The sequence below is a fragment of the Noviherbaspirillum cavernae genome (assembly GCF_003590875.1).
GTDB classification, from domain to species: Bacteria; Pseudomonadota; Gammaproteobacteria; order Burkholderiales; family Burkholderiaceae_D; genus Noviherbaspirillum; species Noviherbaspirillum cavernae.
The window spans coordinates 3,768,543-3,786,859 of record NZ_QYUN01000002.1 but is presented as its reverse complement, the minus strand read 5'-3'; the positions used below and the strand labels follow the sequence as shown (position 1 = coordinate 3,786,859).

Annotated in this window: 20 protein-coding genes; 18 read left to right on the top strand and 2 right to left on the bottom strand. The window is 59.8% G+C overall.

The genetic code is table 11. The features are described 5' to 3' along the window. Window position 1: 1 nt before the first annotated feature. The 18 genes from D3870_RS17880 (at window position 2) to D3870_RS17790 (ending at window position 16,348) form a co-directional block, all read left to right on the top strand. Window positions 2-889 carry a ParB/RepB/Spo0J family partition protein gene (locus D3870_RS17880; RefSeq protein WP_119741251.1) on the top strand — a complete coding sequence of 296 codons (888 nt, stop codon included), beginning with the start codon at window positions 2-4 and terminating at the stop codon, window positions 887-889. A gap of 34 nt (window positions 890-923) precedes the next feature. Continuing rightward, the gene (locus tag D3870_RS17875; protein WP_119741249.1) at window positions 924-1,472 is read left to right on the top strand and encodes an RBBP9/YdeN family alpha/beta hydrolase; all 549 of its coding nucleotides are present in this window, start codon (window positions 924-926) and stop codon (window positions 1,470-1,472) included. Between the two features lie 167 nt (window positions 1,473-1,639). After that, a complete protein-coding gene (locus tag D3870_RS17870) occupies window positions 1,640-1,978 on the top strand; it encodes an ATP synthase subunit I (protein ID WP_119741247.1) in 339 nt (112 codons plus the stop codon). A 1-nt stretch (window position 1,979) separates the two neighbouring features. After that, window positions 1,980-2,807, top strand: a complete 828-nt coding sequence (gene atpB, locus D3870_RS17865) for a F0F1 ATP synthase subunit A (RefSeq protein WP_119741245.1) — start codon at window positions 1,980-1,982, stop codon at window positions 2,805-2,807. 80 nt (window positions 2,808-2,887) lie between these two features. After that, window positions 2,888-3,133: a F0F1 ATP synthase subunit C gene (atpE, locus tag D3870_RS17860; protein ID WP_006461334.1), complete on the top strand. Its 246-nt coding sequence runs from the start codon at window positions 2,888-2,890 to the stop codon at window positions 3,131-3,133. Window positions 3,134-3,206: 73 nt separating this feature from the next. Continuing rightward, the gene (locus D3870_RS17855) at window positions 3,207-3,677 is read left to right on the top strand and encodes a F0F1 ATP synthase subunit B (protein WP_119741243.1); all 471 of its coding nucleotides are present in this window, start codon (window positions 3,207-3,209) and stop codon (window positions 3,675-3,677) included. A gap of 2 nt (window positions 3,678-3,679) precedes the next feature. After that, window positions 3,680-4,213, top strand: a complete 534-nt coding sequence (locus tag D3870_RS17850) for a F0F1 ATP synthase subunit delta (protein WP_119741241.1) — start codon at window positions 3,680-3,682, stop codon at window positions 4,211-4,213. A gap of 51 nt (window positions 4,214-4,264) precedes the next feature. After that, window positions 4,265-5,800: a F0F1 ATP synthase subunit alpha gene (gene atpA / locus D3870_RS17845; RefSeq protein WP_119741239.1), complete on the top strand. Its 1,536-nt coding sequence runs from the start codon at window positions 4,265-4,267 to the stop codon at window positions 5,798-5,800. Window positions 5,801-5,826: 26 nt separating this feature from the next. Beyond that, the gene (gene atpG / locus D3870_RS17840) at window positions 5,827-6,696 is read left to right on the top strand and encodes a F0F1 ATP synthase subunit gamma (RefSeq protein WP_119741237.1); all 870 of its coding nucleotides are present in this window, start codon (window positions 5,827-5,829) and stop codon (window positions 6,694-6,696) included. Window positions 6,697-6,747: 51 nt separating this feature from the next. Beyond that, complete coding sequence (atpD, locus tag D3870_RS17835) at window positions 6,748-8,148, top strand: F0F1 ATP synthase subunit beta (RefSeq protein WP_119741236.1); 1,401 nt, start codon at window positions 6,748-6,750, stop codon at window positions 8,146-8,148. Window positions 8,149-8,220: 72 nt separating this feature from the next. Next, window positions 8,221-8,643, top strand: a complete 423-nt coding sequence (locus tag D3870_RS17830; protein ID WP_119741234.1) for a F0F1 ATP synthase subunit epsilon — start codon at window positions 8,221-8,223, stop codon at window positions 8,641-8,643. A 68-nt stretch (window positions 8,644-8,711) separates the two neighbouring features. Next, the gene (locus D3870_RS17825) at window positions 8,712-9,146 is read left to right on the top strand and encodes a CoA-binding protein (protein ID WP_119741231.1); all 435 of its coding nucleotides are present in this window, start codon (window positions 8,712-8,714) and stop codon (window positions 9,144-9,146) included. Window positions 9,147-9,220: 74 nt separating this feature from the next. Continuing rightward, window positions 9,221-9,973, top strand: a complete 753-nt coding sequence (locus D3870_RS17820; protein WP_119741229.1) for an SGNH/GDSL hydrolase family protein — start codon at window positions 9,221-9,223, stop codon at window positions 9,971-9,973. Window positions 9,974-10,060: 87 nt separating this feature from the next. Next, entirely contained in the window at window positions 10,061-10,555 is a 495-nt protein-coding gene (locus D3870_RS17815; RefSeq protein ID WP_119741227.1) for a hypothetical protein, read from the top strand. Window positions 10,556-10,647: 92 nt separating this feature from the next. Further along, the gene (gene hemE / locus D3870_RS17810) at window positions 10,648-11,733 is read left to right on the top strand and encodes a uroporphyrinogen decarboxylase (RefSeq protein WP_119741224.1); all 1,086 of its coding nucleotides are present in this window, start codon (window positions 10,648-10,650) and stop codon (window positions 11,731-11,733) included. A 776-nt stretch (window positions 11,734-12,509) separates the two neighbouring features. Next, entirely contained in the window at window positions 12,510-14,549 is a 2,040-nt protein-coding gene (locus tag D3870_RS17805; RefSeq protein WP_119741222.1) for a primosomal protein N', read from the top strand. Window positions 14,550-14,795: 246 nt separating this feature from the next. Next, window positions 14,796-15,116 (top strand): quaternary ammonium compound efflux SMR transporter SugE, encoded by a 321-nt coding sequence (gene sugE, locus D3870_RS17800; RefSeq protein ID WP_119741219.1) that lies wholly within the window; start codon window positions 14,796-14,798, stop codon window positions 15,114-15,116. Between the two features lie 398 nt (window positions 15,117-15,514). Further along, window positions 15,515-16,348 carry a hypothetical protein gene (locus D3870_RS17790; protein WP_119741214.1) on the top strand — a complete coding sequence of 278 codons (834 nt, stop codon included), beginning with the start codon at window positions 15,515-15,517 and terminating at the stop codon, window positions 16,346-16,348. Between the two features lie 71 nt (window positions 16,349-16,419). Here the strand turns inward: D3870_RS17790 and D3870_RS17785 are convergent, their stop codons facing one another. Together D3870_RS17785 and D3870_RS17780 are read right to left on the bottom strand one after the other, a co-directional pair. Further along, a complete protein-coding gene (locus tag D3870_RS17785) occupies window positions 16,420-16,899 on the bottom strand; it encodes an SRPBCC family protein (RefSeq protein WP_119741212.1) in 480 nt (159 codons plus the stop codon). A 141-nt stretch (window positions 16,900-17,040) separates the two neighbouring features. Then, complete coding sequence (locus D3870_RS17780; protein ID WP_119741210.1) at window positions 17,041-18,276, bottom strand: EAL domain-containing response regulator; 1,236 nt, start codon at window positions 18,274-18,276, stop codon at window positions 17,041-17,043. Window positions 18,277-18,317: the final 41 nt, after the last annotated feature.

Sequence of the window (18,317 nt, the reverse complement as noted above, 5' to 3'; positions counted from 1 at the left end):
CATGGCTATCAAGAAATCCAAGGGACTCGGACGCGGACTCGATGCGCTGCTCGGCGGCTCGACCGACATCGCCGAAGCGGTGCCGAGCGTGCCCGGCTCGCCATCTGCATTGCACGTATCGCAGATGCAGGCCGGCAAATACCAGCCGCGCACCCGCATGGACGAAGGCGCGCTCAACGAACTGGCCGCCTCGATCAAGGCGCAGGGCCTGATGCAGCCGATCCTCGTGCGTCCGCTCGCGCTCAACGGCAGCGACAGGTACGAGATCATCGCCGGCGAACGCCGCTATCGCGCCGCGCAGATCGCCGGCCTCACCGAAGTGCCCGTATTGGTCAAGGACGTCGACGACCAGGCCGCCGCCGCGATGGCGCTGATCGAAAACATGCAGCGCGAAGATCTCAATCCGCTGGAAGAGGCGCAAGGCATCCACCGCCTGATCAGCGATTTCGATTTCACGCACGAACAAGCCGCCGGCGCGGTCGGCCGTTCGCGCAGCGCGGTCTCCAACCTGCTGCGGTTGCTCAATCTCGCCAAGCCGGTGCAGACCATGCTGATGGCCGGCGACATCGACATGGGCCACGCACGCGCCTTGCTGGCAACCGACGGCGCGACGCAAATCACGCTCGCCAACCAGATCGTCGCCAGGCGCATGTCGGTGCGTGAAGCGGAAAAACTGGTGGCGCGCACAACCACCGAACAGGCCGCCGCCGGCAAACCGCGTGCGGGCCGGGAAAAATCGCGCGACATCGCGCGGCTGGAGGAGGAGCTGTCCGACCTTCTCGCGACCCAGGTCGCCATCAAGCTCGGCGCGAAGAACAAGGGGCAGCTCATCATCGACTTCGCCAACCTCGACCTGCTCGATGCGGTGATCGCGAAGCTGCGCGCCTGATGTCCCGCGCGAGCCCGATAACAGCGCCCGCAGCATGACGACCGCGATCCTGATTCTTCCCGGCCTGTTCAATTCCGGCGAAGGCCATTGGCAGACGCTGTGGGAGCGGCAACTGCCGAACGCGCGTCGCGTGCAGCAGCGCAATTGGGACAGTCCCGACCGCAGCGAGTGGGTCGCGACGCTCGACGCCGCCATTCAGGAAGCGGAGGCGGGTGTGCTGCTCGCAGCGCACAGCCTCGGCTGCGCCTTGACCGCATGGTGGGCCGCGGAGCGAGGCGGCACGCCGCATGCCGCAAAGGTGAAGGGCGCACTGCTGGCAGCGCCGCCGGATGTGGAGCGCGACAACTTCCCCTCTTTCGCTACCGGATTCGCGCCCATGCCGCGCAATCCATTACCGTTTCCCGCCATCGTCGCCGCCTCCTCGAACGATCCGTGGTGCGCCTTGCCGCGCGCGCAGTCGTGGGCGGTCCAGTGGCGCGCGCAATTCCACGACATCGGGCCGCGCGGCCACATCAATGCCGACAGCGGTCTCGCCAACTGGCCGCAGGGACACGGCTGGCTGGCGGCGTTGGCAGGCGGCTGACCTGCGCCTGTGATTGTCCGCCTGTGTAATGCGCCAGGGCAAATAATTGACCCAATCTGTGGAAAACCCTTATAATCCCGTGGCTTCACAGAACGTACCACAAAGAATTCACCACGGCCCGTACCGGGCGCCACAAAGGCCCACGGGTTGCACGATCTTGGACAGTTATGCTTCGCCTAGTCCTGCTGCAACTTGTTACAACGGTCATCGTTAGCGGTATCGCTGGTCTATTGGGTGGGGTGCATGCGCTGGTATCGGCGCTTCTCGGTGGATTGTGCTGTGTGGTGCCAAACGGCTTGTTAGCATTGCGCTTGTTTGTCAGCACGCAAAAGCCCGGCACCGCCAACCCGATGACGTTTTTCATCGGCGAATTTATCAAGATTGCATTGACGGTCGCGCTGTTGTTCGCGGTCGCTTGGCTGTATCGCGATTTGAACTGGCTGGCGCTGATCGCCGCCTTCATCGTGGCGCTGAAAAGTTACATCATCTTATTATTTAGGCACTGACATGTCATCTGCAACGACTGAAGCGGCAGCACACGCGCCAACCGCGTCTGAATACATCGTCCACCATCTCGGACATCTCTCCACCAGGCATCAAGACAAGATCGTCGATTTTTCGATCCTCAACGTCGATACCATTTTCTGGTCCGTGTTTGCCGGCGTGCTCGGCTGCCTGCTGATGTGGCTGGCCGCGCGCCGTGCCACGTCCGGCGTGCCGAGCCGTTTCCAGGCCTTGGTCGAAATGGTTGTCGAAATGGTGGAAGACCAGTCGAAGGCCATTGTGCACGGCGACCGCCGTTTCATCGCACCGCTCGCCCTGACCGTGTTCGTCTGGGTGGCCCTGATGAACTCGCTCGACTTCCTGCCGGTCGACTTGTTTGCCAGTATTTTCAGCATGATCGGCATCGATATCCATCACCGCGTGGTGCCGACCGCCGACCTCAATGGCACGCTCGGCATGGCGCTCGGTGTGCTGGCGCTGATGATTTATTACAGCCTGAAAATCAAGGGCGTCGGCGGTTGGATCCATGAACTGTTTGCCGCGCCGTTCGGCATCTGGCTCGCGCCGTTCAATCTGCTGTTGAACATCATCGAATATGCGGCGAAAACCGTGTCGCTCGGCATGCGGTTGTTCGGCAACATGTACGCAGGTGAGTTGCTGTTCCTGCTGATCGCGTTGCTGGGTTCGACAGCCACCGCCTTCGGCTTCCTCGGGCAAGTGGTTGCCGGTTCGATGTGGGCGATCTTCCACATCCTGATCGTGTTCCTGCAGGCGTTCATTTTCATGATGCTGACGCTGGTGTACATCGGCCAGGCGCATGAAGGCCATTAAAGAATCGAAAGATAGTAGCTGTAGCAGTTTTGTTTTTTAGTTTTTAAATTTGTCTTTAACTTAACCTTGAAGGAATTCAAATGACTGACGTCTCTTTTGTTGCTTTGGCTTGCGGTTTGATCATCGGTCTGGGCGCGATCGGCGCTTGTATCGGTATCGCAATCATGGGCGGTAAATATCTGGAAGCGTCTGCTCGTCAACCCGAGTTGATGAACACCCTGCAAACCAAGATGTTCCTGCTGGCAGGTCTGATCGACGCGGCGTTCCTGATCGGTGTTGGTATCGCCATGCTGTTTGCTTTCGCGAATCCGTTCATCGCGAAGTAATTCGGCTTCCTGGCCGATTCTCAACTGCCGGACCTTCGCGTTCGGCACTCGTTATTCTGAGAAGGAAATCACCGTGAACTTAAACGCAACCTTGTTTGCACAGTTCGTGGTCTTCTTCATCCTCGCGTTGTTCACGATGAAATTCGTGTGGCCGCCGCTGATGAAAGCGCTCGATGAGCGCGCCGAGAAGATCGCGAACGGTCTGGCTGCCGCCGACCGGGGCAAAGCCGAGATGGCTGCCGCCGAAAAGCGCGCGCAGGCTGAACTGGCTTCGGCTCGTGACGAAGGCCAAAAGCGCATTATCGATGCCGAAAAGCGCGCGCAATCGATTATCGACGATGCCAAGAAAACCGCTGCTGAAGAAGCGGCTCGCATCATCGCCGCCGCCCAGGCGGACGCGGAACAGCAGGTGACTCGTGCACGCGAAGAACTGCGCAACCAGGTCGCCACGATCGCGGTCAAGGGTGCCGAGCAGATTCTGAAGCGTGAGGTGAACGCAGCGGCGCACGCCGATCTGCTGAACCAACTGAAGACTGAGCTGTAATCATGGCTGAACTCGCAACGATCGCTCGTCCTTACGCAGAAGCCCTGTTCCGCGTGGCCAAGTCCGGCGACCTCGCAGCATGGTCCGGCCTCGTGTCGGAAATGGCACAGGTCGCAGGCCTCGCCGAGGTCAAGGAGTTCGCCAGCAATCCGAAGCTGTCGGATCAACTGGTTGCCGAAACGTTTCTGTCGCTGTTGAAGTCCAATGTCGGTGCCGAAGCGAAAAACTTCGTCGCGATGCTGGTCGAAAACAACCGCCTGACCTTGTTGCCGGAAATCGCCGAGCAATTCCATGCGTTGAAGAATGCGCAGGAAGGCGCAGCGGATGCGGAAATCACGAGCGCTTTCGAGATGTCCGACGCACAAGTGAAAGACCTGGTGGCAACGCTGGAACGGAAATTCGGTCGCAAGATCAACCCCTCGGTGACGGTCGACCCTTCGCTGATCGGCGGTGTGCGTGTGTTGGTTGGTGACGAAGTGCTCGATGCCTCGGTGCGCGGCAGACTGCAACAAATGCAGATTGCGCTGACATCGTAATCAAGGTCCGAGCCCCTAGCGTAAGCAGAGAAACAAATTTTAGGAGTTAGTATGCAACTCAACCCGTCTGAAATCAGCGAACTGATCAAGAGCCGGATCCAGGGCCTTGACGATACCGCTGAGATTCGCAATCAAGGCACGGTCATTTCCGTGACCGACGGCATCGTTCGCATTCACGGTCTTTCCGACGCGATGCAAGGCGAAATGCTGGAATTTCCGGGCAACACCTTCGGCCTCGCGCTGAACCTCGAGCGCGACTCCGTCGGCGCCGTTATTCTCGGTGAATATGAGCATATTTCCGAAGGAGATACCGTCAAGACGACCGGCCGCGTTCTGGAAGTGCCGATCGGCCCCGAACTGAAAGGCCGTGTGGTCAATGCACTGGGGCAGCCGATCGATGGCAAGGGCCCGGTCAACACCAAGCTGACGTCCCCGATTGAAAAAATTGCACCGGGCGTTATCGCGCGTCAATCCGTGTCGCAGCCGATGCAAACCGGCCTGAAGGCGATTGACTCGATGGTGCCGATCGGCCGCGGTCAGCGTGAATTGATCATCGGCGACCGTCAAACGGGCAAGTCTGCCGTGGCGGTTGACACGATCATCAATCAAAAAGGCCAGGACATGGTGTGTATCTATGTCGCCATCGGCCAAAAAGCATCAACGATCAAGAACATGGTGCGCGCTCTGGAAGCCAACGGTGCGATGGAATACACCATCGTCGTTGCCGCGTCCGCATCCGAGTCGGCTGCGATGCAATACATCTCGGCTTACTCCGGCTGCGCCATGGGCGAATATTTCCGCGATCGCGGTGAAGATGCCCTGATTGTCTATGACGATCTGTCCAAGCAGGCTGTTGCTTACCGTCAGGTCTCGCTGCTGTTGCGCCGTCCGCCAGGACGCGAAGCGTATCCGGGCGACGTGTTCTACCTGCACAGCCGTTTGCTGGAGCGCGCTGCACGCGTGAACCCGGATTACGTCGAAGCCTTCACCAAGGGTGAAGTCAAGGGCAAGACCGGTTCGTTGACTGCATTGCCGATCATTGAAACACAAGCCGGTGACGTGTCCGCGTTCGTTCCGACCAACGTGATTTCGATTACCGACGGCCAGATCTTCCTGGAAACTTCGCTGTTCAACGCCGGTATCCGCCCCGCGATCAACGCCGGTATTTCGGTGTCGCGCGTTGGTGGCGCTGCGCAGACCAAGGTCATCAAGGGCCTGTCCGGCGGTATCCGTACCGACTTGGCGCAGTATCGTGAATTGGCCGCGTTCGCGCAGTTCGCATCCGACCTCGACGAAGCGACCCGCAAGCAGCTGGACCGCGGCGCACGCGTGACCGAACTGTTGAAGCAGCCGCAATACTCGCCGCTGCCGATTTCCCTGATGGCTGTATCGCTGTTTGCGGTCAACAAGGGTTACTTCGACAATATCGACGTGAAGAAAGTACTGGCCTTTGAATCCGGTCTGCACAATTTCATGAAGACCAGCCACGCTGCGCTGCTGCAGAAAATTGAAGAGACCAAGCAACTCGATAAAGACGGCGAAGCACAACTCGCCACCGCGATTGCTGATTTCAAGAAAACATTCTGAGCCGCTAGCTAAAGGAGTCAACTCTCATGGCTGCAGGTAAAGAGATACGTGGCAAGATCAAGAGCGTAGAAAATACGAAGAAGATCACCAAGGCGATGGAAATGGTCGCCGCATCCAAAATGCGCAAGGCGCAGGACCGGATGCGGTCGGCCCGTCCCTACAGTGACAAGATTCGGAATATCGCGTCTCACTTGTCGCAAGCCAATCCGGAATACACGCATCCGTTCCTGGTCAAGCAGGACAAGGCGAAAACCGTGGGCATCATCGTCGTCACGACCGACAAGGGTTTGTGCGGCGGCATGAATACCAACGTGTTGCGTTCCGTGACCACCAAGGTGCGCGAGCTGGAAGGCCAGGGCGTCAAGATCGAAGCTGTCGCAATCGGCAACAAGGGTCTGGGTTTCCTGAATCGTGTCGGTGCGAAGGTCGTGTCGCATGCGATCCAGCTCGGCGACACGCCGCATCTGGAAAAGCTGATCGGCCCGGTGAAGGTGCTGCTCGATGCCTACCAGGAAGGCAAGCTCGACGCGGTCTACCTCTGCTACACCCGCTTCATCAATACGATGAAGCAGGAACCGATGATGGACCAGTTGCTGCCATTGTCGTCGGATCGCATGCAGGCGGACAAGGGATCCCATTCCTGGGATTACATCTACGAGCCGGATGCGCAGACGGTCATCGACGAACTGCTGGTGCGCTATGTCGAAGCGCTGATCTACCAGGCCGTCGCGGAAAACATGGCGTCCGAGCAATCGGCGCGCATGGTGGCGATGAAAGCGGCAAGCGATAACGCGGGTAGCGTCATTGGTGAATTGAAGCTGGTGTACAACAAGACACGTCAGGCTGCGATTACCAAGGAACTCTCCGAGATCGTCGCCGGTGCGGCTGCGGTTTGATGACGCAAGCGCGTTGAACAGAATCTAAATTTTATATTTGAAGGAACGAAAATGGCTGATGGCAAAATCGTTCAGTGTATCGGCGCTGTGGTGGACGTGGAGTTTCCGCGTAACGCAATGCCCAAGGTGTACGATGCCCTGAAGATGGAAGGCTCCGAGCTGACCCTGGAAGTGCAGCAGCAATTGGGTGACGGCATCGTCCGTACCATTGCGCTGGGCTCTTCCGAAGGTCTGCGCCGCGGCATGTTGATCCAGAACACCGGCGCGCCGATTTCGGTGCCGGTCGGTCCGGCAACGCTGGGCCGCATCATGGACGTGCTGGGCAATCCGATCGATGAACGTGGTCCGGTTGCAACCGACATGCGCGCAGCAATTCACCGCAAGGCTCCCGCTTACGACGAGCTTTCCCCATCGCAGGATTTGCTTGAAACAGGTATCAAGGTTATCGACCTGGTTTGCCCGTTCGCGAAGGGCGGCAAGGTTGGTCTGTTCGGCGGCGCAGGTGTGGGCAAGACCGTGAACATGATGGAACTCATCAACAACATCGCGAAGGCGCACTCCGGTCTGTCCGTGTTCGCCGGCGTGGGTGAGCGTACTCGTGAGGGTAACGACTTCTATCACGAAATGGCCGATTCCAAGGTCGTCGATCTCGACAACCTGGCGAACTCCAAGGTCGCGATGGTGTACGGCCAGATGAACGAGCCGCCGGGCAACCGTCTGCGCGTGGCGCTGACCGGTCTGACCATTGCGGAATCCTTCCGTGATGAAGGTAAAGACGTTCTGTTCTTCGTCGACAATATCTACCGTTACACGCTGGCCGGTACCGAAGTGTCCGCGCTGCTGGGCCGCATGCCTTCCGCGGTGGGTTATCAGCCGACGCTGGCCGAGGAAATGGGCCGTCTGCAAGAGCGTATTACCTCGACCAAGACCGGTTCGATCACCTCGATCCAGGCCGTCTACGTCCCTGCGGATGACTTGACCGACCCGTCGCCGGCAACCACGTTTGCGCACTTGGACTCCACCGTTGTGTTGTCGCGTGACATCGCTTCGCTCGGTATCTATCCTGCGGTGGACCCGCTGGATTCGACCTCGCGTCAGCTCGATCCGAATGTCGTCGGTCAGGATCACTATGAAACTGCACGCGCTGTTCAGGGTACGTTGCAGCGCTACAAGGAATTGCGCGACATCATCGCGATTCTGGGCATGGACGAACTGGCACCGGAAGACAAGCTGGTGGTGGCGCGCGCACGTAAAATGCAGCGTTTCCTGTCGCAGCCGTTCCACGTTGCTGAAGTGTTTACCGGCTCGCCGGGCAAATACGTTTCGCTGAAGGACACGATCAAGGGCTTCAAGATGATCGCTTCCGGCGAACTTGATCACCTGCCGGAACAAGCGTTCTACATGGTTGGCACGATCGAGGAAGCAATCGAAAAAGCCAAAAAAATCGGCTAATTCAGCTAATCCAAGGCGAGTCGTCCCCGCAGTCAACGCTTGGCGGGAGCGGCGCGCCGGACAGGAAACCACATGGCAAACACTATTCATGTAGACGTCGTCTCCGCCGAAGAAGAAATCTTCGCCGGCGAGGCCGAGTTCGTCGCATTGCCGGGTGAGTCGGGGGAGCTGGGCATCTATCCCATGCACACGCCCTTGATCACGCGCATTCGTCCGGGCTCGGTGCGCATCAAGGTGCCAGGTCAGGCCGAAGATGAATTCGTCTTCGTGGCTGGCGGTATCCTCGAAGTGCAGCCGAACAAGGTCACCGTGCTGGCCGATACCGCGATTCGCGGGCACGATCTGGACGAAGCGAAGGCGGCTGAAGCGAAGAAACTGGCGGAGGAAGCCTTGGCCAACAAGGAATCGAAGATCGATTACGCGAAAGCGCAGGCGGAACTGGCCGAAGCGATTGCGCAATTGCAGGCGATTCAGAAGTTGCGTCAAAAACGCTGATTCGGGCAGGCGGTACAATGAAAAGGCAGCTTCGGCTGCCTTTTTCATTTTCCGAGGCGACTTTCTCCATGAGCCAACTTCCTCCCTCCATTCCGGAATTGCTTGCGAATTGCCGCACGATTGCCGTGGTAGGCCTGTCAGCCAAAACGAATCGTCCGAGCCATGAGGTTGCCGAATATCTGCAGGCACACGGCTACCGGATCATCCCTGTCAATCCCACGTATGCAGGCACTCACATTCTTGGAGAACATTGCCATGCCACGCTCGTACAGGCGGCTGCAGCGTTGTCGGAAAAAGGAATGGCAATCGATCTGGTCGATTGCTTTCGCAAGTCGGAAGATATCCCTCCAATCGTGGAAGAGGCGATCGCGATCGGGGCGCGCTGCGTGTGGATGCAACTCGGCATCGTGAATCAGGCGGCCGCCGCAAGCGCCGGGCAGGCGGGACTGGCCGTGGTGATGGACAAGTGTCTCAAGATCGAGCATATGCAGGCGACGCAGTAGGCCCGTCCGCCACCACCTCCGGAAAGTTTCCACTTCGGCATTCGCGTCGTTCCTTCGTATATGGATTCCTTCCCATGCGCCACTGGCTGCCCGAATTGATTGCTCTGCCGCTGCTGCCGTTTCTCATCGCGCAGGGCAGATACACCCGGCATGTCACGCCGCGCCTGCCCGAAGCCTCCGGGCCGACTTCCGGCATCACTGGCGAGACATATGGCACGACGAAGCCATTGCATTTGCTGACGCTGGGCGAGTCGCCAGTGGCAGGCGTCGGCGTCGGCACGCATGCCGAAGCGATTACCGGGCAATTCGCCCACGCACTGTCCGGGCGGCTGCATCAGTCTGTTGCATGGCAAGCCTTGGGCAAGAACGGCGCGACGGCGGCAGACGCGCTGCAAATATTGGTGCCGCAACTTCCGCAGCGACAAATCGATGTCGCACTTGTTGCATTCGGCGTCAACGATACAACCGCGTTTCGTTCGGTGGCGCGATGGCGCGACGACCTGGGCCACGTCCTGGCCGCATTGCAGGAACGTTGCACGCCGCGACTCATCCTGCTGTCCGGCGTGCCGCCGCTGCAGCATTTTCCGGCATTGCCGCAACCGCTACGCTGGATCATGGGAATGAAAGCCCGCACACTCGATGCCGCTGCCTGTGATTTGGCAAGGACGATACCGCGCTTGCTCCACGTTCCATTGGCGCTCGATCCGGCTGATCCCGCGTTGATGGCAGTCGATGGCTATCATCCTTCCGCGCGCGGCTGCAATGCATGGGCACAACAGCTCGCCGAGCAGTGTCTGCACAGCGGGATATTCAATGAGAAACCATGAGCTGCCGCGCGTCAGCGACATGCCTTTCTTTGGCGCAAGGGCAATTGGCGTTACGATAGCCGTAACCTCAACAGCCCGCCTGATGTCATGGATTTCCTTTCGAACCCTGATTTCTGGGAAACCGCCAGCTTCGTCGTGACCGTGTTCGGTCTGCCGTTCGCGATCTTTCTTTTTCTGTATGAGCAGCGCAGGGAGCGCGATTCCGAAGACGAGGAGGCGTATCAGATGCTGCAAAACGCCTACAACGACTTCCTGAAAATCGTGCTCGACAATCCCGACCTGCAATTGCGGCGCAATGCGAGTACGCGGCTCGACATGAGCGACGATCAGCGCGAACGCACGCTGATCATCTTTGAAATGCTGATTGCATTGTTCGAGCGCGCCTACATCGTGTCCTACGAACCTGACCTGAAGGGGGTGGCGCTGCGGCGCTGGAACTCGTGGGACGACTACATGCGCGAATGGTGTCGGCGGGAGGACTTCTACTATTTCCTGCCGCAACTATTGCGCGGGGAAGATCCGGATTTCGCCGCCTATATCCGGCGCGTGGCGGACGAGGAGCGCCATCATCTGCTGCAATAGGCGTGACACGATGGCAATGTGTCTGGCCGACTGCGCATCGACGCAAAGCGCCGACGTATGGGCGATAATGACGGACTTACCGAAAGTCCTCCATGTCATCAAAATTCGCCCCCCTCAAGAACGATACCTTCCTGCGCGCACTGCTGCGCCAACCGACCGAATACACACCGTTGTGGCTGATGCGCCAGGCTGGCCGCTACTTGCCGGAATACAATGCGACGCGCAAGCGCGCCGGCTCCTTCCTCGGCCTCGCCAAGAATCCGGATTACGCCACTGAAGTCACGCTGCAGCCGCTCGACCGCTATGCGCTGGACGCGGCAATCCTGTTTTCCGACATCCTCACCGTGCCCGATGCGATGGGGCTCGGCCTGTATTTTGCCGAAGGCGAAGGTCCGAAATTCGAGCGGCCGCTGCGCGATGAAAAAGCCGTGCTGGCGCTGCAGGCGCCCGACCTCGGCACGCTGCAATATGTGTTCGATGCCGTCACCCAGATTCGCACGGCCCTGAACGGCCGGGTGCCGCTGATCGGCTTTTCCGGCAGCCCGTGGACGCTGGCCTGCTACATGGTGGAAGGCGGCGGCTCCGACGACTTCCGCACCGTCAAGTCGATGCTCTACAAGCGCCCGGACTTGATGCATCACCTTCTGAAAACCAATGCCGCCGCCGTTGCCGCCTACCTGAATGCGCAGATCGATGCCGGCGCGCAAGCCGTGATGATCTTCGATACCTGGGGTGGCGCGCTGGCCGATGGTGCCTACCAGCAATTCTCGCTGCACTACATGCGCGAAGTCATGGCGCAGCTCCAGCGTGAAAAGGATGGCGTCCGCATTCCGGCCATCGTGTTCACCAAGGGCGGCGGCCTGTGGCTGGAGCAGATCGCCGACATCGGCGCCGACGCGGTCGGGCTGGACTGGACCGTCAATCTCGGCGAGGCGCGCGCCCGCGTGGGTGAGCGGGTCGCCTTGCAAGGCAATCTCGATCCGGTCGTGCTGTTTGCCAATCCGGAGCAGATCCGTGCCGAGGTGAACAAGGTGCTCGCGTCGTTCGGGACGCCGCAGGCGGGAACCGGCCATGTCTTCAATCTCGGCCACGGCATTTCGCAATTCACGCCGCCGGAAGCCGTCTCGGTGCTGGTGGAAGCCGTGCACGACATCAGCCGCAGCATGCGCAAGGCATGAACGGCGCGCAAGCCGCACCGGTGATGCGCACAAGCATATGAATTTTCCGCTGCCGGCGGAACTTTATTCACATATGGCGGGCTTGTGCGCAGCAACAAAAATATTTCGCAAAATAAATTTTCTTTCCTCGAGCAATATCTGTAACTCCTTGATTTAAAAAGACTTGTTTTTTGCTTGTCGGATTGGCAGTTTATTGAAACCCGCGTCAAATCAAGGCTCTGGCGCTGTCAAGAGGCTGTTGTCCACAAAGTTATCCACAGCATTTGTGGATAGCTGAAAAAAAGCTTATGAAACGCGGAGTTAGCGCATTTCATGAAAAATCGTCTCAAGTTCTGCAAGCACATGCCGCTTGCAGAAGGGTAGGTGGGTCGCTTGACTTCGACGGAAATACTGGGTCGAACTTGCGAAAACTGCATTGCGTGAACGATACAATTTGCGACGGCTGGCGGACGAAAAATGTCCCCAAGTGACACATTTTTGAAGTTCTGCGGCACAACTTATTCACAAACAATAGATGCTGCGAAAACTTGCCCGCAACCATAAGTTCGCCATAAAAATTTTTCTGTGCGGATATTCGAATTTTATAACTCATTGATTTTAAACGGAATTATTTTTGCTTTTCGAATAAGCAATTTATTGGAAACCGCGCCAGTTCAAGGCTTTCCGACTGTCAAGAGGTGCTTGTCCACAAAGTTATCCACAGGATTTGTGGATAGTGGAAAAAGCGCTTATGAAACCGCTATTTAGCTCACTATTTCAACAACTACTTTAGGTTCGTGAAACATCGCATCCTGCAAATCGCGCTCGATACACCGCTTGACTTCTGCTTCGATTACCGCTGGAGCGCGAGTGCGGAGTCCGCCGAACCGCCGCTGCCCGGCCAGCTGGTGGTGGTTCCGTTCGGCAGGCGGGAAGCGGTCGGCGTAGTCATCGCCGTCGAAACGCAAAGCGAGGTTCCCGCGAACAAGTTGAAGGATGTGCTGGCCCTGCGCGCGCAACTGCCGCCGCTGTCGCCGCAATGGCTGGCGCTGTGCCGGTTCGCCGCCGACTACTATCAGCGCCCGCTGGGCGAGGTTGCAATCCCGGGTCTGCCGAAAAACCTGCGGGCTATCAAGACCGTGTCGCTCGATCGTGCACTCAAGAAAATTGCCAAAGACGCAGCGATGCACGACCCTGCGCCGCGTGCAATGCCGCCGCTCAATGCCGCCCAGCAGCAGGCGGCCGATGCGATTGCGGCGGCCCAGGGCTTCGCGCCCATGCTGCTGTATGGCGTGACCGGCAGCGGCAAGACCGAGGTCTATCTGCAGGCCGCGGCGCAAATCCTTGCACGCGCCGAAGCCGATGGCACCGCCGCGCAGGTACTGATCCTCGTGCCGGAAATCAACCTGACGCCGCAACTGGAAAACAATATCCGCACGCGCTTTCCCGGCGTCGAACTGGCGACCCTGCACAGCGGTCTGGCCGAAGGCGAGCGGCTGGCGCAATGGCTGTCGGTTCATCTCGGCCGCGCCCGCATCATTCTCGGCACACGGCTGGCGATTCTTGCCTCGCTGCCGCACCTGAAGCTGATCATCATCGACGAAGAGCACGATCCTTCGTACAAGCAGCAGGAAGGGCTGCGCTACTCGGCGCGCGATCTGGCGGTCTGGCGCGCGCATCAGCTGGCGATCCCGATCGTGCTCGGCTCCGCCACGCCGTCGCTGGAGTCATGGCAGCATGCGCAATCGGGCCGCTACCGCAAGCTCGAACTGCGCGAGCGTGCGGTCAGGGATGCCGTGCTGCCACGGGTACGCCTGATCAACATGGAACGCGACAAGCCGGCGGAAGGGCTGACCTCGACCCTGGTCACGGCGCTCAAGCAGCGGCTCGACCGCGGCGAACAATCGCTGCTGTTCCTGAACCGACGCGGCTACTCGCCGGTGATCGCCTGCGATGCCTGCGGCTGGATCAGCAATTGCACGCGCTGCACCGCGTTCATGGTGCTGCACAAGCCGGAGCAGCGGCTGCGCTGCCACCACTGCGGATGCGAGCAACGCATCCCGCGTTCCTGCCCGACCTGCGGCAACGTCGATCTGCAACCGCTCGGACGCGGCACGCAACGTGTGGAAGAAGGGCTGCAACAGGTTTTTCCGCAGGCGCGCATCATGCGCATCGATGCCGATTCGACCCGTCGCAAGGGCAGCGCGCAGGCGGCATTCGACGCCGTGCATCGCGGCGAGATCGATATCCTGATCGGCACGCAAATGGTGGCCAAGGGACATGACTTCCGCAACCTGACGCTGGTCGGTGTGCTCAATCCCGACACGGCCCTGTTCTCGCACGATTACCGCGCCAGCGAACGCCTGTTTGCGCAACTGATGCAGGTCGCCGGGCGTGCCGGGCGAGCGGCGCAGAAGGAGGGCGGCAATCCGAGCGAGGTGTGGATCCAGACACGCTATCCGCAGCACCCCTTGTACGCGGCAGTGATGGCGCATGACTACGACAGTTTCGCGCTCGGCCTGCTGGAAGAGCGGCAGCATGCGGGCTTGCCGCCGTTCATTTATCAGGCCTTGCTGCGCGCCGAGTCGAAAGAGTTGCAGACTGCGCTCGATTTCCTGCAGGAAGCATCGCGCGCCATTGCGTATCCCGCCATCACCATCAACGATCCGATCCCGATGAGCCTCACGCGCGTTGCCAATGTCGAGCGCGCGCAGCTGCTGGTCGAATCGGCTTCGCGTCCTGCATTGCAGGCTTTTCTGAGGGAATGGATGGTCGCACTGCGCGGCATGAAGGCGCGCGTGAAATGGTCGCTGGAAGTCGATCCAGTCGATATCTGAGAGCGTGCAAAAAGTGCAATGCATGTCTTGCATGCACTGCGCGCCTGCCATGCCGAAGCAGGAGCCTTTCTTGTGCGAAATGACAATTTGCGGTCACCGCTGTCCCGGCAAACATTGCGGTTTTGCGCTACAGTATTCCGCGCCGGCGGCTCTACAGCAGACGCACGCGCACTCCATCAGGAAGTGGGGACGACCTCACCGCTCCAACGACAATCGGGACGGCCCGCTTTCTGGAAAGGAAAAACCATGTCCTGGCTCATTCTTCTCATTGCCGGCCTCTGCGAAATCGTCTGGGCGATCGGCCTGAAATACACGGAAGGCTTCACGCGTCTGTGGCCCAGCGTCGGTACTGCAGTGGCGATGACCGTGAGCGTCGTGCTATTGGGCATCGCGATGAAATCATTGCCGGTCGGCACGGCCTACGCAGTGTGGGTCGGTGTTGGCGCGGTCGGCACTGTCATCCTCGGCATTGTGCTGCTGGGCGAGCCGGCAAACGCGGCGCGCCTGATCAGCGTGGGCCTGATCATTGCGGGCATCGTCGGACTCAAGCTGGCGACCCCGGCATAACCCGGTAAGGCACCTCACGGCGGGCGGACCGAGCGCAGGCTCGTCCGCCCGTTTTTCATGCCGCAACACCATCAGGCCAGAGGAGCGCATCGCATGCTCCGCTGCATCGCGATGAAACAGGCCGTTCGCCCACCATGTAAGTTCTGCAGGGGGCCGTAATCTTGCGCATGTCTCTCCACCGGGAAATTTCCAGCGGTGCTGTCGTGAATCCGCCAATCGCCCGTCGCGCCAATGGACCGCGAATGGTTCGCGTCGAGGAACCTGAAAACGGCGGGCATGCCTTATGCGTCATGTTGATATTCACCGGCTGGAAAGCCGCGAGAGTGCGCTGCGGTTTGCTCACAAGCATTCGGATGCGCAAGTCTCGCGATCACGTACCGCAACCTCGGAGGTGAATCATGGGAAATACCGTAATTGGCGTGTATGACAGCTATACGCAGGCACAAAATGCCATGAACGAATTGCTGTCTTCGGGATTCGCGCCCGACGACGTGCAGCTGAATCCGGAGCAGGAGATGTCGGTAGCGGCCACGGCAAGCGGCAGCGAGCCGCATGAATCGCGCATCGGCCATTTCTTCCGCAGTTTGTTCGGGATGGAGGAAAAGCACCCGCAGCGGGATGCCTACATGGAAGCGGTGCGGCGCGGCAGCTGCGTGCTGACGGTCAACGCCGAGCTCGACGAGCAGCGCGATCGCGCGACGGAGATCATGAACCGTTACGATCCGGTCGATATCGAGGAGCGTTCCACGTTCTGGAGGAGCCAGGGCTGGAGCGGTTATGACGATTCCATTCCCGTCATGAGCGAGGAGGATGTTCTCAAGGAGCGCGCCAGCTATGCGCAAAGCCGCGATTCCGACTCGATGGTGAACATGCAGCAGAACCGCGGGCAAGCCGGTCAGCCGCGCGCCGGTGTGCAGGTATACCAGCGCGCTGGCGAAACGCCGGCGTACGACCCGTCAATCGGGTCCATCGATGACGACGATGCCGACTTCCGCCGTCACTGGCAAAGCGCGTATGGGCAATCGGGCGGCCGCTACGAGGACTATGACGCCGCCTATCGCTATGGCACGACGCTCTCCGCTACCGAGCGCTTCAAAAGCTATCGCTGGGAAGATGTGGAACCGGATCTGCGCAACGACTGGGAATCCAGCCATCCGGGCAGCACATGGGACAAGGTGAAGGATGCGGTGCGCTATGGCGCGCAGCGGGTGAAGGACAGCATCCGGCATTGACTTGATTGCGGGCAAGCGCCGGGCGAGGTCCGGCCGCTTGTCGTCGCGCGCACGGGTGGCCGGGGGCGTTTTTATTGCGCTTCGCCAAGCACTCCCTCTGCCGCCATCTGCCTGATGGTGCGGATCGTATCGATATCGGATTCCTGGTAGGCGGTGCGCCGGAACTCGTTGTAAAACGCGTCGGCCGTATCGGCTGATTCGCTGGCGCCGTCGTCATATTCGAAGCGCACGAACAGGATGTCGGGCTCCGGCTCCTCGATCGTCATGGTCAGCGTCGATTCCGGAATGTCCTTCTGCTGCGGCACGTGGTAACGCACCTGTTCCTGCGGCAAGAAGGTGACGCGGTCGTGCACGATCAACTCGCCGTAGTGCAACTCGCGCGAAATCGATGCCTCGGCACGATCGAGAATGTTGCAGCGATCCAGCCACGGCACGAAGGCCTTCGGTTTTTCCGCCCGCAGTACCAGCCCGCGCCACAGCTGTCCGCGCGACAGACGTTCGATCAGAGGGTTGAGCGGGTCGTTGATTTCGATCAGGTGGGAAAATTTCATGGGCACTGCATGAGGGAGATTGGTTGAAAGCGCATTCAGACAGTGTAGCGCGATATGCGGCGAATGGAGGGTAATCGGGTCATGCGGCACCGATCGCATGCATTGCATCCGCGCATTGGCGTCAGGGAAGAATGCGTGGCGTCAAAAGAAGTGCGACCACTCCTTGATCCAGGCGGGAATGGCATCGCGCTCCATCGGCCGTGCGATGTAATAACCCTGTGCATAGGTGCATCCCATGTCGCGCAACAAGTCCCAGTCGTCGCGCGTTTCCACACCCACCGCGACCGAGTTGCGGTGCAGCTTGCGCGCCAGCTCCAGGCTCGAGCGCAAGGCGATGCGCAGTTCGCGGTTGTGCGACGCGCCGGCGACGAAGGAGCGGTCGATCTTCAGGTCGAGGAAGGGGATGCGCAGCAATTGCTGCATGTTGGAGTGGCTGGTGCCGTAGTCGTCCACCGACAGGCCGAAGCCCTTCATGCGCAGCCGCGCCAGGTTCTCCAGGCACACCGGCACGTCCGTCATCGCGATCAACTCGGTGATCTCGAAAGTGATGTATTGCGTGTCAAGTTTGTGCTGCTCGATGTGCGCGAGAATCCTTTCGGCAAGACCCGTCTCGGCGAGCGCGGTGGCCGACAGGTTGATCGATACTGACAGCGGCAGGCCGATGTCATGCCATGCGCGGCAGGCGGCGACCGCGCGTTCGATGATGAGCCAGGTCAGGGCTTCCATGTCGCCGCCCGCTTCCAGCACCGGGATGAAGGCCGACGGCGGCACGATGCCGTGCTGCGGATGACGCCAGCGCGCGAACGCTTCCACCGCGGTTACCTTGCCGGTCGCCAGCTCCACCTTGGGCTGGTAAAAGGCGTCGAATTGCGCAGCCTCCAGGCCTTGCCGGATATCGTCCGGCGTGAAGGCGGGCCGGGCATCGTCGACCTTGCTCCGCGCGCGTTGCGGCGGCCGGTATCTGGCTATGAGTTCCTGCAGCAGCTCCGGCGTCGCCGGCTTCTCGAAGGTGCCGAGCACGTCGATGCCATACGCCTTCGACATTGTCTCGACCGAGAACAGCAGCGAGGAGCCGAGCGCGGTCGTGAGGACGATGGCGGTTTGCGTATGGCCCTTCGCCAGATGCCGCACCAGCTCGATGCCATCCATGTCCGGCATGTTCAGATCGATGAAGGCGATGTCGATCGTGCGCCGTGCACGCTGGTCATTGCCCTCGTCCTGAAACAGGCGCAGGGCCGTGCGGCCGTTGTCGGCCTCGATGATGTTTTGCACGCCCAGTTTCGCGAGCATCATCGTGAGCCAGCGGCGCTGGAATTCATCATCTTCTGCGATCAGAAAATTCAGTCCGGCAATCGGCGTCTGGCTGTCGTTGGTCATGGCTGGGCGTTCTTCGGGGATTCAGGCGGAAGGGTAGTCTT